14 protein-coding genes are annotated in these 15,799 nt (G+C 56.9%); 6 read left to right on the forward strand and 8 right to left on the reverse strand.

Features of this window, described 5'->3' with window-relative positions; translation table 11 throughout:
• Positions 1 to 375: 375 nt before the first annotated feature.
• The gene (locus AB8804_RS21960; RefSeq protein WP_371190060.1) at positions 376 to 1,083 is read left to right on the forward strand and encodes a FadR/GntR family transcriptional regulator; all 708 of its coding nucleotides are present in this window, start codon (positions 376 to 378) and stop codon (positions 1,081 to 1,083) included.
• Positions 1,080 to 2,513, forward strand: a complete 1,434-nt coding sequence (gene mdtD / locus AB8804_RS21965; protein ID WP_371190061.1) for a multidrug transporter subunit MdtD — start codon at positions 1,080 to 1,082, stop codon at positions 2,511 to 2,513. Before AB8804_RS21960 ends, mdtD begins: the two co-directional genes overlap by 4 nt.
• On the opposite strand, the gene rbsR is transcribed toward mdtD, so the two are convergent.
• From rbsR to kup, 7 genes are all read right to left on the reverse strand, one after another.
• Positions 2,479 to 3,471, reverse strand: coding sequence for a ribose operon transcriptional repressor RbsR (rbsR, locus tag AB8804_RS21970; protein WP_371190062.1), 993 nt, complete (start codon positions 3,469 to 3,471; stop codon positions 2,479 to 2,481). The genes mdtD and rbsR overlap by 35 nt on opposite strands.
• A 3-nt stretch (positions 3,472 to 3,474) precedes the next feature.
• Positions 3,475 to 4,404 carry a ribokinase gene (gene rbsK / locus AB8804_RS21975; RefSeq protein ID WP_371190063.1) on the reverse strand — a complete coding sequence of 310 codons (930 nt, stop codon included), beginning with the start codon at positions 4,402 to 4,404 and terminating at the stop codon, positions 3,475 to 3,477.
• Between the two features lie 109 nt (positions 4,405 to 4,513).
• The gene (gene rbsB / locus AB8804_RS21980) at positions 4,514 to 5,404 is read right to left on the reverse strand and encodes a ribose ABC transporter substrate-binding protein RbsB (protein WP_023333911.1); all 891 of its coding nucleotides are present in this window, start codon (positions 5,402 to 5,404) and stop codon (positions 4,514 to 4,516) included.
• A gap of 27 nt (positions 5,405 to 5,431) precedes the next feature.
• Positions 5,432 to 6,397, reverse strand: coding sequence for a ribose ABC transporter permease (gene rbsC / locus AB8804_RS21985; protein WP_371190064.1), 966 nt, complete (start codon positions 6,395 to 6,397; stop codon positions 5,432 to 5,434).
• A gap of 4 nt (positions 6,398 to 6,401) precedes the next feature.
• Positions 6,402 to 7,907 carry a ribose ABC transporter ATP-binding protein RbsA gene (gene rbsA / locus AB8804_RS21990; protein WP_371190078.1) on the reverse strand — a complete coding sequence of 502 codons (1,506 nt, stop codon included), beginning with the start codon at positions 7,905 to 7,907 and terminating at the stop codon, positions 6,402 to 6,404.
• A 7-nt stretch (positions 7,908 to 7,914) separates the two neighbouring features.
• On the reverse strand, positions 7,915 to 8,334 hold the full coding sequence (rbsD, locus tag AB8804_RS21995) for a D-ribose pyranase (protein ID WP_371190065.1): 420 nt from the start codon (positions 8,332 to 8,334) through the stop codon (positions 7,915 to 7,917).
• Between the two features lie 226 nt (positions 8,335 to 8,560).
• Complete coding sequence (kup, locus tag AB8804_RS22000) at positions 8,561 to 10,429, reverse strand: low affinity potassium transporter Kup (RefSeq protein WP_371190066.1); 1,869 nt, start codon at positions 10,427 to 10,429, stop codon at positions 8,561 to 8,563.
• Between the two features lie 221 nt (positions 10,430 to 10,650).
• Here kup and ravA point away from each other — a divergent pair, with 221 nt between their 5' ends.
• Positions 10,651 to 12,147 carry an ATPase RavA gene (gene ravA, locus AB8804_RS22005; protein ID WP_371190067.1) on the forward strand — a complete coding sequence of 499 codons (1,497 nt, stop codon included), beginning with the start codon at positions 10,651 to 10,653 and terminating at the stop codon, positions 12,145 to 12,147.
• On the forward strand, positions 12,141 to 13,592 hold the full coding sequence (viaA, locus tag AB8804_RS22010) for an ATPase RavA stimulator ViaA (protein ID WP_371190068.1): 1,452 nt from the start codon (positions 12,141 to 12,143) through the stop codon (positions 13,590 to 13,592). Before ravA ends, viaA begins: the two co-directional genes overlap by 7 nt.
• 4 nt (positions 13,593 to 13,596) lie before the next feature.
• Here viaA and asnA read toward each other — a convergent pair whose 3' ends face one another.
• Positions 13,597 to 14,589, reverse strand: coding sequence for an aspartate--ammonia ligase (asnA, locus tag AB8804_RS22015; protein ID WP_371190070.1), 993 nt, complete (start codon positions 14,587 to 14,589; stop codon positions 13,597 to 13,599).
• Positions 14,590 to 14,740: 151 nt separating this feature from the next.
• Here asnA and asnC point away from each other — a divergent pair, with 151 nt between their 5' ends.
• Positions 14,741 to 15,199 carry a transcriptional regulator AsnC gene (gene asnC, locus AB8804_RS22020; RefSeq protein ID WP_061706610.1) on the forward strand — a complete coding sequence of 153 codons (459 nt, stop codon included), beginning with the start codon at positions 14,741 to 14,743 and terminating at the stop codon, positions 15,197 to 15,199.
• Between the two features lie 90 nt (positions 15,200 to 15,289).
• Positions 15,290 to 15,739, forward strand: a complete 450-nt coding sequence (gene mioC, locus AB8804_RS22025) for an FMN-binding protein MioC (RefSeq protein WP_371190071.1) — start codon at positions 15,290 to 15,292, stop codon at positions 15,737 to 15,739.
• The last annotated feature ends 60 nt before the right edge of the window (positions 15,740 to 15,799 follow it).

The following is a 15,799-nucleotide window of genomic DNA, read 5'->3' on the forward strand; positions in this document are numbered from 1 at the left end:
GAGGACGTTAAGAATCCATGTCACTTTGAGTGCCCACACAGATTGTCTGATAAATTGTTAAAGAGCAGTGCCGCTTCGTTTTCTCAGCGACGCGGGGTGTGCATATTACGCCTTCCCGCTTCAGAGTCAAGCATTTAATTTGCTTTTCTCCGCTAACCCGGCGGCCTGTAAACCGTTGTTCCGTGTCAGTGGAGGCGCATTATAGGGAGTTATTCTGACGTGACAAGAGGAAATTCAAAAAAAATGCCCAACCGTATTTTTTTTCACCAGCAGCCGTGAAATCAAGCTACAAATTGTTCTATTTGATGTCTCTACAACCACAAACATGCTTCAGATGGCATACTTATTCGCATGAATAATTAAGGAAGAAGAAAGATGCCCTTAAGCGCACAACAGTTGGCCGCACAAAAAAACCTGTCTTATGTACTGGCAGGGAAGCTGGCTCAGCTGATCTTAGCGGGTAAATATCTCCCAGGAAGCATCCTGCCGGGTGAGATGGAGCTGGGCGATCGGTTTGGAGTAAGCCGCACAGCCGTTCGCGAAGCGGTGAAAACCTTAACGGCAAAAGGAATGGTGCTGCCGCGTCCGCGTATTGGCACACGCGTCATGCCTCAGAGCAACTGGAACTTCCTCGATCAGGAGCTGCTCTCATGGTGGATGACCGAGGATAACTTCCATCAGGTTGTCGATCACTTCCTCGTAATGCGCAGCAGCCTCGAGCCGCAGGCGTGCCTGCTTGCCGCTACGCTCGGCACTGCAGAGCAAAAAGCCCAGCTCAATACCCTAATGGAAGAGATGGTGTGCCTAAAAAAACAGTTCAACCGCGAACGCTGGATAGAAGTGGATATGGCCTGGCATGAACATATTTACATGATGAGCACAAATCCGTTCCTGACCTCTTTTGCGTCGTTGTTCCATTCGGTCTACCACACCTACTTCACCTCCATTACGCACAATGAAGTGGTGAAGCTGGATCTGCATCAGGCCATTGTCGATGCCATCCAGGACAGCGACGGCCAGCGAGCCCTGAGCGCATGTCAGGCCTTACTGGCCGCACCAAACCACCAGCAGGTAAATAAATGACAGAGAAAAAAGCGCGCAGCATGGCCGGATTGCCGTGGATTGCAGCCATGGCGTTCTTTATGCAGGCACTGGATGCCACCATTCTCAACACCGCCCTGCCCGCGATAGCCCAAAGCCTTGGCCGCTCCCCGCTGGCGATGCAGTCAGCCATCATCAGCTACACGCTGACGGTCGCGATGCTGATCCCGGTAAGCGGCTGGCTGGCCGACCGCTTCGGTACCCGTAAAGTCTTTATGCTGGCGGTCACGCTGTTCACGCTTGGTTCACTGGCCTGCGCGCTGTCAACGTCCCTTACCGAGCTGGTTGTTTTCCGCATATTGCAGGGCATTGGCGGCGCGATGATGATGCCGGTAGCGAGGCTGGCTTTGCTGAGAGCCTATCCGCGCAGCGAACTGCTGCCAGTTCTTAACTTCGTGACCATGCCCGGACTGGTGGGGCCAATACTGGGCCCGGTGCTCGGCGGGGTATTCGTCACCTGGGCAACCTGGCACTGGATATTCCTGATAAACATCCCAATTGGCGTAGCGGGATTACTGTATGCGCGAAAATACATGCCGAACTTCACCACGCCAAGACGCAGCTTCGACATGGGCGGCTTTTTCCTGTTTGGCCTAAGCCTGGTGCTGTTCTCCAGCGGGATGGAGCTGTTTGGTGAGAAGATCGTCGCAACGTGGATAGCGTTAGCGATCATTCTCAGCGGCATTCTGCTGTTCCTTCTTTATATACGTCACGCCCGTCGTCACCCGACGCCGCTTATCTCTTTGTCACTCTTTAATACCCGCACCTTCTCGGTTGGCGTGGCCGGGAACATAGCCTCACGCCTGGGCACAGGGTGCGTTCCCTTCCTGATGCCGCTGATGCTGCAGGTCGGTTTTGGCTATCCGGCGCTCATTGCGGGATGCATGATGGCACCCACCGCGATGGGTTCGATTCTGGCGAAATCAACCGTTACGCAGGTGCTGCGCTGGTTTGGCTATCGTAAAACGCTGGTTGGCGTGACCGTGTTTATCGGTTTGATGATCGCGCAATTTTCGCTGCAATCCGCCGCGCTGCCGATCTGGATGCTGATCCTGCCGCTGTTTGTGCTGGGCATGGCCATGTCGACGCAGTTCACGGCGATGAATACCATCACCCTGGCGGACCTGACCGATGATAACGCCAGCAGCGGCAACAGCGTGCTGGCCGTCACGCAGCAGCTGTCGATAAGCCTGGGGGTTGCCGTAAGCGCTGCAGTGCTGCGCTTTTATGAAGGTTTCGACAGCGCAAATACCGTCGAGCAGTTCCACTACACTTTTATTTCGATGGGCGCACTGACCGTTGTCTCGGCATTTGTCTTCATGCTCTTAAAGCCGAAAGACGGCAGAAACCTGATCAAAGAGCGCCATAAGGCGAAGGCTAAACAGAACCCCGTTCCATCAGAACAGGAGTAAGCTGCAGACGCTGCTGGTGCAGCGAGGGCTCGGCCATACGGTGGATCAACACGTCGATGGCCAGCTCTCCCAGTTCATCCTTCGGCTGATGAATGGTCGTGAGCGGCGGCGTCATGTAGCGCGCCAGCTCAATGTCATCGTAGCCAATAATCGCCATATCGTCCGGAACGCGTAATCCCGCCTGGTACAGCGCCTGATAGGCACCAAAAGCCATCGCATCGTTACCAATAAACACCGCCTGCGGGCGTTGTTCCTGGGCTAATAGCTTCTGCATCGCCTCAAAACCGCCGTTAAATTCAAAATCCGCGTTGATGCGATACCCATCGGGAATGGCAAGCCCGGCGCGCGCCATGGCGCGAAGATATCCCTCCAGGCGCAGGCGCGCGGGCGTTTTATCCAGCGGGCCGGTAATACAGGCGATGCGGGTATGGCCTTTGTCGATCAAATGCTGGGTTGCCATATCGCCGCCCAGCAGGGAGTTATCCTGAATCAGGTCGCTGGTGCCGTCGAACGGCGCCCAGTCCATCATCACCGTAGGAATTGAAGGGTAGCGCTGGATAATCTCTTTAGAGGGCTGGTGCGTTTCGGTACACAGCAGCAGTAGGCCGTCGACGCGTTTTTGCATCAGCGTTTCGAGATTGCGGTTCATGCGCTGCTCGTCGCCTTCGGTATTGCACAGCACCAGGCTATAGCCGCGCTCGAAACAGCTGCGCTCTACGCCGCGCACCAGCTCTGAATAGAACGGATTGGTACTGGCGGTGATCAGCATGCCGATGGTGCGCGTCTGGTTGAGCTTCAGGCTGCGCGCCAGCGCCGACGGCGCATAGTTTAGGGATTTGACTGCGGCTTCGACTTTCTCACGAATCGCTTCGCTGACGAAACGATCGTTATTGATGACGTGGGAGACCGTCGACGTAGAAACGCCCGCCATGCGGGCGACATCTTTCATTGTGGCCAAGCGTTACCCCTGCTGATTTAAAAATTCATCAATCTCTTTACGCCACGGTACGGAAGGCTGAGCGCCTTTGCGCGTTACCGCAATCGCGGCGGCGGCGTGGGCAAAGCGGATCGCAGTGTCCAGATCTTCGCCTTCCAGCAGCGCCGTCACCAGCGCGCCGTTGAACGTATCTCCCGCCGCGATGGTATCGATCGCCTTCACTTTAAAGCCCGGCACGCGGCGGCCTTCACCGTTGACGCTGGCCCATACGCCGCGGCTGCCAAGGGTGATGATCACCGTACCGATGCCTTTATCGTGCAGCGCGCGTGCGGCACGTTCGGCGTCGTCATCGCTTTCAACGCGAATACCGGTGAGCTTTTCCGCTTCGGTTTCGTTCGGGGTGATGATGTCCACCAGCGCCAGCAATTCATCTGATAATACACGTGCAGGGGCGGGGTTAAGTACGACGGTGGTATGATTTTCATGCGCAATGCTAGCCGCGGCCAGTACGCTTTCTACCGGCGATTCCAGCTGCATCAGCAGCGCTTTTGCACCGGCAATAATTTCGCGCTGCGCGTCGACGCGTTCAGTCGTTAACGCCGCGTTAGCGCCCGCATGAATACCGATCACATTCTCACCTTCGGCGTTGACGAAAATCAGCGCCACGCCGGTCGATTCACCCTCCACCACGCTGACGGGCGAAATATCAATATTGTCGCTGGCCAGCTGCTTACGCACGCGCTCGCCGGTATCGTCATCCCCCGTACAGGCGATAAACGCGATATCCGCGCCGCTGCGTCCGGCGGCGACCGCCTGATTAGCGCCTTTGCCACCAAACGCCACCTGGTACTGATTGCCGGTGACGGTTTCGCCCGGCGTCGGGAAAGACTCAAGGTTAAGAATGTGATCGGCATTGATACTGCCAAGGACGACAAGCTTGCCTGCGGTTTTCATGATTGGGGGTGTCCATCTGAGAGCGCCACCGGTTTTACCCGGTGGCGTATGCCACACTTTTCTTTTATTGGATGTCCCTCAGGCAGCCAGCGACTGCCTGAATCGCCTGTTACTGCTTGATGACCAGCTTCAGGTCAACAGGGTATTTCGCCTGAACTTTTTCGCCCTTCAGCACTTTGTCGGCAGTCTCAACGCCGGTGGCGCCGATCTGCTCAGGCAGCTGAGCGATGGTCGCAGCCAGTTTGCCATCATTTACCGCTTTTTCACCATCCGGCGTGCCGTCAAATCCGACAACCATCACATCAGATTTACCTGCGGTCTGCAGCGCACGCAGCGCGCCCAGCGCCATTTCATCGTTCTGAGCGAACACGGCCTGCACGTCAGGATGCGCGGTGAGCAGGTTCTGCATCACGTTCAGACCTTTAGTACGGTCGAAGTCAGCGGGCTGGCTCGCCAGCACGTTAAATTTGTGCGCAGCAACCGCCTGCTGGAAGCCTTCACCGCGTTCACGGGCGGCGGACGTACCGGCAATGCCCTGCAGTTCGATCACTTTCGCGCCTTCACCGGCTTTCTTAGCGATGTAATCACCGGCAATTTTACCGCCCAGCACGTTATCAGACGCGATGTGGCTAACGACTTCACCTTTAGACGCCTGACGGTCCAGGGTGATTACCGGGATTTTCGCCTGGTTTGCCATCTTCACGGCGTTACCCACGGCGTCGGAATCGGTTGGGTTGATCAGCAGGATTTTAGTGCCGCGAACGGTCAGGTCCTGAACGTTCGCCAGCTCTTTGGCCGGGTTGTTCTGTGAATCCAGCACCACCAGGTTGTAGCCCAGCTTGTCAGCTTCTTTCTGCGCGCCGTCCTTCAGGGAGACGAAGAACGGGTTATTCAGCGTAGAGACAACCAGCGCGATAGTATCTTTCGCCATGGCGTTAGCGCTTACGGTTGCGCTCAGCGCGACAGCAGAAACCAGGGTAGCCAGTTTTTTCATGTTCATATCTAAGATGTCCTGTAGTGTCGTCAGTTACTGTTTTTTGTTGTCTACCAGTACCGCCAGCAAAATCACCACCGCTTTAACGATCATCTGGTAATAGGAGGAAACACCTAATAAATTCAAACCATTATTCAGGAAACCGAGGATCAATGCGCCGATCAACGTCCCAACAATACGACCTTTACCGCCCGCCAGGCTTGTCCCACCCAGCACAACCGCCGCAATCGCATCCAGCTCATAGCCCGTACCCGCCGTTGGCTGCGCGGAGGAGAGACGCGCCACTTCGATGATGCCCGCCAGCGAGGCCAGCAGGCCGCACAGGGAATAGACGATAATTTTGACTTTGTTCACGCTGATGCCGGAGAGGCGCGTTGCCGCTTCGTTACCGCCCAGCGCGTAGATATAGCGACCCAGACGGGTGTGGTGCAGCATGTACCACGCCGCCAGGAAAACGATGCCCATGATCCACACCGGCGTCGGGATGCCCAGAGGACGGCCAATCCCAAACCAGCCGAACAGATCGGCGTTATCGGTAAAGCCGGTATTCACCGGGCTGCCGTTGGTGTAAACCATCGTCACGCCGCGCAGGAGCAGCATCATCACCAGCGTCGCGATAAACGCCTGCACGCGGCCTTTTGCGACAATCACGCCGGTTACGGCACCGATTGCCGCGCCGGCGGCCAGCGCGGCGGCAACCGCCACCAGCGCGTTGACTTCAATCCCGACAATCGACGCGGCGATTGCACCGGTGAGCGCCAGCAGGGAGCCGACGGACAGATCGATACCCGAGGTCAAAATCACCAGCGTCATCCCGACCGCCATAATGGCGTTCACCGAGGTCTGCTGGAGGATGTTGAACAGGTTATTTACGGTAAAAAAGTTCGGGCTCATGGTCGATACAATCGCGATCAGCACAAGTAGGGCAATCAGCGATTTTTGTTCCATCAGCCATGCCTTGGTGAAATAACGGCGACCAGCAACAGCCTGGGTAGTCATCTTCTTACTCCTGATTCACGCGATTAAGCTTGCCCACAGCGGCAGCCATCAGAACTTCCTGGGTGGCCTGCTCGCGAGTAAATTCACCGCCGAGATGCCCTTCATGCATAACGATAATACGATCGCTCATGCCTAATACTTCTGGCATCTCGGAAGAGACCAGAATGATGCTCAGGCCGTCGGCCTTAAACTGGTTAATGAGCTGGTAGATTTCTTTCTTCGCGCCCACGTCCACGCCGCGCGTTGGCTCGTCGAGGATCAGCACCTTCGGGCGCGTCATCAGCCCGCGCGCAATCGCAACTTTCTGCTGGTTGCCGCCGGACAGCAGGCCAATCGCCTGCTCCATTGAAGGGGTTTTGACGTTAAAGAGGCGGATAAAATCGCTGACCGCTTGCTGCTCGTCTTTGTGCTTCAGGCCACCGCCGCTGCGGCTGAAATAGCGCAGCGCCGTAAGCGACATGTTCTCTTTCACGGACATGCCGAGCACCAGCCCGTCGCGCTTGCGATCCTCGGAGATATAGACGATGCCGTTCGCCAGGCCATCCTGCGGCGAGCGCGTCACTACCTCGCGGCCGTCGAGCGTCACGTACCCGCTGGTGCGCGGCAGCGCGCCGTAGAGCACCTTCATTAGCTCGGTACGACCCGCGCCCATCAGGCCCGCCACGCCCAGGATCTCGCCCTGGCGCAGGGTAAAGGAGACGTCGTTCACGCCCGGCCCGCACAGGTTATCCACCTTCAGGCGGATCTCGCCAGGCTGTTTGTCCAGGTGCGGATACTGATCTTCGAGCTTGCGTCCCACCATCATTTCAATCAGCGAATCTTCGGTGAGCGTCGCCACTTCGCGCTCGGCGATAAACTGGCCGTCGCGAAAGACGGTCACGTCGTCGCAAATCTCGAAGATCTCTTTCATGCGGTGAGAGATATAGACAATCCCGCGCCCCTGCGATTTGAGCTCGCGGATAACGCGGAACAGGGATTCGGTTTCGGTATCGGTCAGGGCGTCGGTCGGCTCATCCATAATGATGACCTTCGACTCAAAGCTCAGCACCTTCGCGATTTCAACCATCTGCTGATCGCCAATGGAGAGATCGCCCACCAGGCGGTCGCTCTTAAAGCGCAGGTTCAGCTTCGCCAGCAGCTTGTCCGCCTCGGCGTACATCGTTTTCCAGTCGATTTTGCCGAACCGGTTAACAAATTCGCGGCCCAGGAAGATGTTCTCAGCAATCGTGAGCTGCAGGATGAGGTTCAGCTCCTGGTGAATGATGCCGATGCCCGCTTCCTGCGAGGATTTGGGACCGTTGAAGGTGGTCTCTTTACCCAGCCACAGCAGCGAACCCGCATCGCGCTGGTAGATGCCGGTCAGCACTTTCATCATGGTGGATTTACCGGCGCCGTTTTCGCCCACCAGCGCCATGACGCGCCCGGCGTAAACGTTCAGCGCCGCGCCGGAGAGGGCTTTTACGCCCGGGAACGACTTATCGATCCCTTTAAGCTGCAGTAATGCGTCCATGATGGCCTCAGAAGGTGACGCCAGCACAGAGAATGACGTTCGCATACGGGGAGCACTCCCCGCTGCGAATCACCGCCTGACTGTCTGCGGTTTGTTTTTTAAAGTCTTCGTGCGTGGTGTAACGAATTTCAATGGTGTTTCCCTGGTGTTGTTGCAGCTGCTCGATATGACCGAGCAACGTTTCGTGGAGCTGCGGATTATGTTGTTTGATTTCCGCCGCGAGAATAGCCGTCTCAACCTGCATCTCCGCGGTCACCACGTCCAGTACCTGCATAAACGAGGGCACGCCCTGCGTTAACGCCATATCAATACGGGTTGTGCTGCGCGGAACCGGCAGGCCTGCATCGCAAACCACCAGCGTATCGGTATGCCCAAGGCGGGAAATAACCGATGAAATTTCAGAGTTGAGAACCGTGCCTTTCTTCATTTTATGCTCCACTAGCGAAACGTTTCGCTGTGTTGAGTGTAATCTGAGGCATGGTCAGAAAACCATCATGACGTAACAGAATTGTGATCGACGTCGAAACGTTTCGCTAAGTGAAATAGAGAGGAGGTAAATGCAAAACGGTAACCGTCAGGTTACCGTTTTTTATGTTTGCGCCCTCAGCCCTGTGGGAGAGGGTCGGGGTGAGGGCATCAGGCCGCACAAGGACTTAAATCTCGACCTGCGTTCCCAGCTCAATCACGCGGTTAGGCGGGATCTCAAACTGGTCAGGCGCGCGCAGGGCGTTGCGCTGAAGGATAAGGTACAGCTTGCCGCGCAGGCGCAGATACCAAGGGCGTTTGCCGATAATCAGCGACTCGTGCGACATAAAGAACGAGGTCTCCATCATGCGGCAGCTCAAGCCTTCCAGACCGCAGCGGTGGAACACCTCCTCCACGTTTGGCGTTTCGCGCCAGCCGTAGCTCGCCACCACGCGCCAGAAGGTCGGCGATAGCTGCTCAATCTGCACGCGGCGCACGTTGTGAACGTAAGGCGCATCTTCGGTACGCAGCGTCAGCAGGATCACGCGCTCGTGCAGCACCTTGTTGTGCTTGAGGTTATGCATCAGCGCAAACGGGATCACGTTCAGCGCGCGGGACATATACACCGCCGTACCCGGTACGCGGACCGGCGGAGATTTCTCCAGCGACGCAATCATCGCCTCCAGGGAGTTACCGTGCTCATGCATGCGGCGCAGCAGGCGGAAACGTTCGCTTTTCCAGGTGGTCATTACGATAAACATCACCAGGCCAAGCGTCAGCGGCAGCCAGCCGCCGGAGACAATCTTATCGAGGTTGGCCGAGAACAGCGGCACGTCGATACACAGGAAGCCCACCAGAATCAGCGCCACGAGGAACTTGTTCCAGTGCCAGTTACGGTACGCCACGGTAGTGGAGAGAATTGACGTCAGCACCATCGTACCGGTCACGGCGATACCGTATGCGGCCGCCAGGTTACTCGAGTGTTCAAAGCTCACAATCACGATCACCACGGCGAAATAGAGCAGCCAGTTAATGAAAGGAATGTAGATCTGGCCAGACTCCATCTCCGAGGTATGGATAATGCGCATCGGAGACAGGTAGCCCAGACGCACCGCCTGACGGGTCAGGGAGAAGACGCCGGAAATAACCGCCTGAGAGGCGATAACCGTCGCCAGGGTCGCGAGAACAAGCATGGGGATCAGCGCCCAGTCGGGTGCCAGCAGGAAGAACGGGTTCTTAATGGCTTCCGGATGTTCAAGCAGCAGCGCGCCCTGGCCGAAGTAGTTCAGCACCAGCGACGGCAGCACCACGGTGAACCACGCGACGCGAATCGGCAGTTTGCCAAAGTGCCCCATATCCGCATACAGCGCTTCCACGCCGGTGATGGAAAGCACCACGGCGCCCAGCGCCACGAAGGAGACCACTTTATATTCAAGGAAGAAATGAACGGCCCACATCGGGTTCAGCGCATGCAGTACGTCGGGATTCGAAATAATGCTGCGCAAGCCGAGAGCGGCAAGAACCAGGAACCAGGCCAGCATAATCGGCGCAAACAGCTTGCCCACCAGCCCGGTACCGTGTTTTTGAATCGCGAAAAGCAGCGTTAAAACGATGATGGCGAGCGGAACAACCCACGAATCAAGCTGCGGCGCGACGATCTCGAGCCCCTCTATCGCCGACATGACCGAAATCGCCGGCGTGATGACCACTTCGCCATAGAAAAAGCTGCCGCCAATCAGGCCAATAATCACCAGCACCGACGTCATTCTCGGCGTGGTGTTGCGCCCGGCGAGGGACATTAACGTCAAAATACCGCCTTCGCCCGCATTATCTGCGCGCATAACGAAAGAGAGATATTTAACGGAAACCACCAGGATCAGCAGCCAAAAGATAAGTGACAGGAAGCCAAACACGGCATCCCGCTCAACGCCAAAACCAAACTGACCGGACAGACATTCACGAAGCGTATAAAGCGGGCTGGTGCCGATATCACCGTACACAACCCCGATCGCCGCAAGCGTTATTGCGGGTAATGATTGCTTATTATCAGTGCTCATAGACTAGTCTTTTCGTTTGTATAACAAATGTGTGCCTAGTCCCTTGGCCCACAAAAAGCGCACAGTATGCACGATTAATGGCAAAATCGTACCCCTAAATGCAACCGCGTTAATGTAGCGCAAACAAAATTGCGCCGCACTTCAGTCTATTACCAGCCCTGAGCGAAACGTCTATACTCGCATCAATTAGCCGCTCCACGGCGAAAGGACGCAAAACTATTATGGCTCACTCACACTTATTAGCAGAAAGAATTTCCCGCCTCAGCAGCGCGCTGGAAAAAGGCCTTTACGAGCGTAGCCACGCTATTCGCCTTTGCCTGCTGGCCGCGCTGAGCGGCGAGAGCGTGTTTTTACTGGGGCCGCCCGGCATCGCGAAAAGCCTGATCGCCCGCCGGTTGAAATTTGCCTTCCAGAACGCCCGCGCCTTCGAATATCTGATGACCCGCTTCTCGACGCCGGAAGAGGTCTTCGGCCCGCTGTCCATTCAGGCGTTGAAAGATGAGGGGCGCTACCAGCGCCTGACGGAAGGGTATCTCCCGGAAGCAGAGATTGTGTTTCTCGATGAGATCTGGAAAGCCGGCCCGGCCATTCTGAACACCCTGCTGACGGCAATAAACGAACGTCGGTTCCGTAACGGCGCCACCGAAGCAAAAATCCCGATGCGCCTGCTGGTGGCGGCCTCCAACGAGCTGCCCGAAGCCGACAGCAGTCTGGAAGCGCTGTACGACCGCATGCTGATCCGCCTGTGGCTGGACAAGGTGCAGGACAAATCAAACTTCCGCTCGATGCTGGTGAGCCAGCAGGATGAAAACGAAAATCCGGTCTCCGCATCCCTTCAGGTTTCGGACGAGGAGTATGAGCAGTGGCAGCAGGACATTGGCAAAATCACGCTACCCGACGCCGTGTTTGAGCTGATCTTCATGCTGCGCCAGCAGCTCGACCTTCTGCCTTCCGCGCCGTACGTCTCGGACCGCCGCTGGAAGAAAGCGATTCGCCTGCTGCAGGCCAGCGCGCTGTTCAGCGGCCGCGATGCCGTCGGCCCTATCGATCTGATCCTCCTGAAAGACTGCCTGTGGCACGACGCGGAAGGCATGAACCTGATGCAGCAGCAGCTTGAGGTATTGATGACCGGACACGCGTGGGGCCAGCAGTCGATGCTCAACCAGCTGGGCGCAATTACCCAGCGCCGCATCCAGCTTCAGCAGCAGCAAAGCGATAAAACCGCGCTGAAGGTAAGCCGCCTTGGCGGTATGTTCGCGCGTAAAGCCCACTATGAACTCCCCGCAGAACTCACCGACGCGACCCTGACGCTGCTGCTCCAGCAGCCGCTAAAGCTCCACGACATGCATGTGGTGCACATTACGGTTGAGCGCGACGCGCTGTCCCTGTGGCTGGATAAAGGCGGCGAGATCCGCGGCAAGCTCAATGGGATCGGCTTTGCGCAGCCGCTCACGCTGGAAGTGGACAGCAGCCAGCATCTGGTGATCCGCGACGTCAGCCTGCAGGGATCGCGTCTCGCGCTGCCGGGAACCGCCGCCGACAGCGTGCCGGAAGAGATCAAACAGCAGCTCGACGCGCTGGATACCGAATGGCACCAGCAGCACACGCGCTTCAGCGAGCAGCAAAAATGCCTCTTTATTCATAGCGACTGGCTAGGCCGGATCGAAGCCAGCCTGCAGGACGTTAGCGCGCAGATCAAACAGGCGCGTCAATGCTAACGCTGGACACGCTCAACGTGATGCTGGCGGTCAGCGAGGAGGGGATGATCGAGGAGGTGGTCATTACGCTGCTGGCGTCGCCGCAACTGGCGGCCTTCTTCGAAAAATTCCCGAAGCTCAAAAAGGCGATGACCGACGATCTCCCGCGCTGGCGCGATAGCCTGCGCCAGCGGTTCAAAGAGACGGAGGTGCCCCCGGAGCTAACGGAAGAGGTTGCCGGCTATCAGCAGTGCCAGCGGCTCTCCACGCCGCAGTTTATCGTGCAGCTTCCGCAAACGCTCTCCCTGCTCGACAGCGTCCATTCCCCTTTTGCAAGCCAGGCGAGAACGCTGGTGGTGGAGAACGCCACCTTTACGCCAGCGCTGCACACGCTGTTTCTGCAGCGCTGGCGGCTGAGCCTGGTGGTTCAGGCAACCACGCTTAACCAGCAGCTGCTGGACGAGGAGCGCGAGCAGCTGCTGAGCGAAGTTCAGGAGCGCATGACCCTGAGCGGGCAGCTCGAAGAAGTGCTGGTGGAAAATGAAAACGCCGCTGGCCGCCTGTGGGATATGAGCGCCGGACAGCTTCGGCGCGGTGATTACCAGCTAATCGTCAGGTACGGCGACTTCCTCGCCCAGCAGCCGGAGCTGATGAAGCTCGCCGAACAGCTGGGCCGCTCGCGGGAGGCTAAATCCGTCCCGAAGAAAGACGCGCCGATGGAAACGTTCCGCACGCTGGTGCGCGAACCGGCCACCGTGCCGGAGCAGGTGGATGGCTTACAGCAAAGTGACGACATACTGCGCCTGCTGCCTACCGAGCTGAGCACGCTGGGCATGACCGAACTGGAATATGAGTTTTATCGTCGGCTGGTGGAAAAGCAGCTGCTGACCTACCGGCTGCACGGCGAGGCCTGGCGCGAGAAGATTAGCCAGCGCCCGGTCGTTCATCAGGATTTTGACGAGCAGCCGCGCGGGCCCTTTATCGTCTGCGTGGACACGTCCGGTTCGATGGGCGGCTTCAACGAGCAGTGCGCGAAGGCGTTCTGCCTTGCGCTGATGCGCGTCGCGCTCGCGGATCGGCGACGCTGCTTTATTATGCTGTTTTCGAGCGACATCGTGGCCTACGAGCTGACAAACCAGCAGGGCCTTGAACAGGCGATCCGTTTTTTGAGCCAGCGCTTTCGCGGCGGCACCGATCTGGCCAGCTGTTTTCGCAGCATCATCGAGCGCATGCAGGGCGGAGAGTGGTATGACGCTGACGCGGTGGTCATTTCTGATTTTATTGCCCAGCGGCTGCCGGATGATGTGGTGAATAAAGTGAAGGAGCTGCAGCGGGTGCATCAGCACCGCTTCCACGCCGTGGCGATGTCTGCACATGGTAAACCCGGCATCATGCGCATCTTCGATCATATCTGGCGCTTTGACACCGGGCTGCGTAGCCGCCTGCTGAGACGCTGGCGGCGGTAACGTATTAAAGAAGAGAACCGACGCTTTCGCGAACCTGCTGTGGCCACACGCCGCACTGAACCTGGCCGATATGGTCCAGCTGCAGTAACAGCATCGTCAGGCGAGACTGGCCAATACCGCCGCCGATAGTCTGAGGCATTTCACCGCGCAGCAGCGCCTGGTGCCACTCCAGCTTCATGCGATCCTCATCTCCGGTCACCGCCAGCTGGCGCTTGAGCGCGTCGGCGTCCACGCGGATCCCCATAGAAGAGAGCTCGAAGGCATCTTCCAGCACCGGGTTCCACACCAGAATATCGCCGTTCAGACCGGCGAGTTCGCCCGCACCTGCGGTGCTCCAGTCATCATAATCAGGCGCACGAACGTCGTGACGCTTACCGTCAGACAGCTTGCCGCCGATGCCAATCAGGAACACGGCCCCCAGCTCTTTAGCGATGGCGCGCTCGCGGCCTTTCGCATCCAGATCCGGGAAGCGGCTCAGCAGCTCCTGGCTGTGTACAAAGTGGATTGTTTCCGGCAGGAACGGTGCCAGACCAAACTCTTTGCTGACCGCCGCTTCGGTGGCTTTGATCCCGGCATAGATCGCTTCAACGGTAGATTTCAGCGTGCCGACGTGCCGCTCGCCGTCCCCCATCACGCGCTCCCAGTCCCACTGGTCGACGTAAACAGAGTGGATGGCCGTCAGGCGGTCTTCATCGGGGCGAAGGGCTTTCATGTGCGTGTAAAGCCCTTCGCCCGCGCTGAAGTCGTGTTGTCCCAGGGTTTGACGCTTCCACTTCGCGAGTGAATGAACCACTTCGAACTGGGCGTCGGGCAGTGTTTTCACTTTCACTTGTACCGCTTTTTCGCATCCAGACAAGTTATCCTGCGTCCCGTCCCCCACGCGGCTAAGAATCGGAGCCTGCACTTCAATGAGGCCAAGCTTCTCTTCCAGCTGGCGAGAAAAATGGGATTTTACGAAACTGATCTGGCGTTGTTTTGCGATGTAAGCGGTTTTCATTATTTATACTCCTGCGTCCTGTTGGTATTGATTAAGCAACAGAATGGGCACCTTATTCAATAACCCATCAATAAAAAGCCCATCTCACTTTTGATTCACTAAAAATTGACGCTAGAATAGAAACAATCATCAATCTTCATAAGAAAAACCTATGGAAAATTATCAGATCGACAATCTGGACCGGGGCATCCTGGAGGCATTAATGGCCAATGCGCGCACTGCCTACGCGGAACTGGCGAAGCAGTTTGGCGTCAGCCCGGGGACGATTCACGTTCGCGTAGAGAAAATGAAGCAGGCGGGGATCATTACCGGCGCGCGCATTGACGTCAGCCCCAGGCAGCTCGGTTACGACGTGTGCTGCTTTATCGGCATCATATTGAAAAGCGCGAAAGACTATCCCTCCGCGCTGGAAAAACTCAACGCGCTGGATGAAGTCACCGAGGCGTACTACACCACCGGACACTACAGCATCTTTATAAAGGTCATGTGCCGATCCATCGATGCCCTTCAGCAGGTACTTATCAACAAGATCCAAACAATTGATGAAATTCAGTCCACCGAGACGCTGATCTCCCTGCAGAACCCGATCATGCGCACCATTCGCCCCTGATCGGGCAAATTCATTCCCACATTTTCCACAGGTAGATCCCAGCTCGCTCACAGCGTACAATGGCCCCCTCTTTCTATGAGCGAGCGATCAATGGCGGACATTACTCTTATCAGCGGCAGCACCCTTGGCGGTGCGGAATACGTAGCGGAACATCTGGCTGAGAAGCTGGAAGACGCGGGATTTTCCACAGAAACCCTGCACGGACCGCTGCTTGAAGATCTCCCGACTGATGGGGTCTGGCTGCTGATCACCTCCACGCACGGCGCTGGCGATCTGCCTGACAATCTTCAACCTTTATATGACGAACTGCAGGAACAGCAGCCAGACCTGTCAAACGTTCGCTTCGGCGCGGTCGGGATCGGCAGCCGTGAATATGACACCTTCTGCGGTGCAATAGAGAAAGTTGAAGCTGCCGTGACCGCCTGTGGAGCAAAACAGGTGGGTGAAACGCTGAAGATCAACATCCTCGATCATGACATTCCGGAAGATCCAGCCGAGATCTGGGTGGGTGAATGGAAAAATTTACTCAAACACGCTTAAAGATCGCGCAAACAGATGTGGATAACTCTGGTTAAAAGCTCGTATTAACCCGTAGTTATC

Source organism: Enterobacter sp. KBR-315C3_2022 (assembly GCF_041399425.1).
Lineage (GTDB): Bacteria > Pseudomonadota > Gammaproteobacteria > Enterobacterales > Enterobacteriaceae > Enterobacter.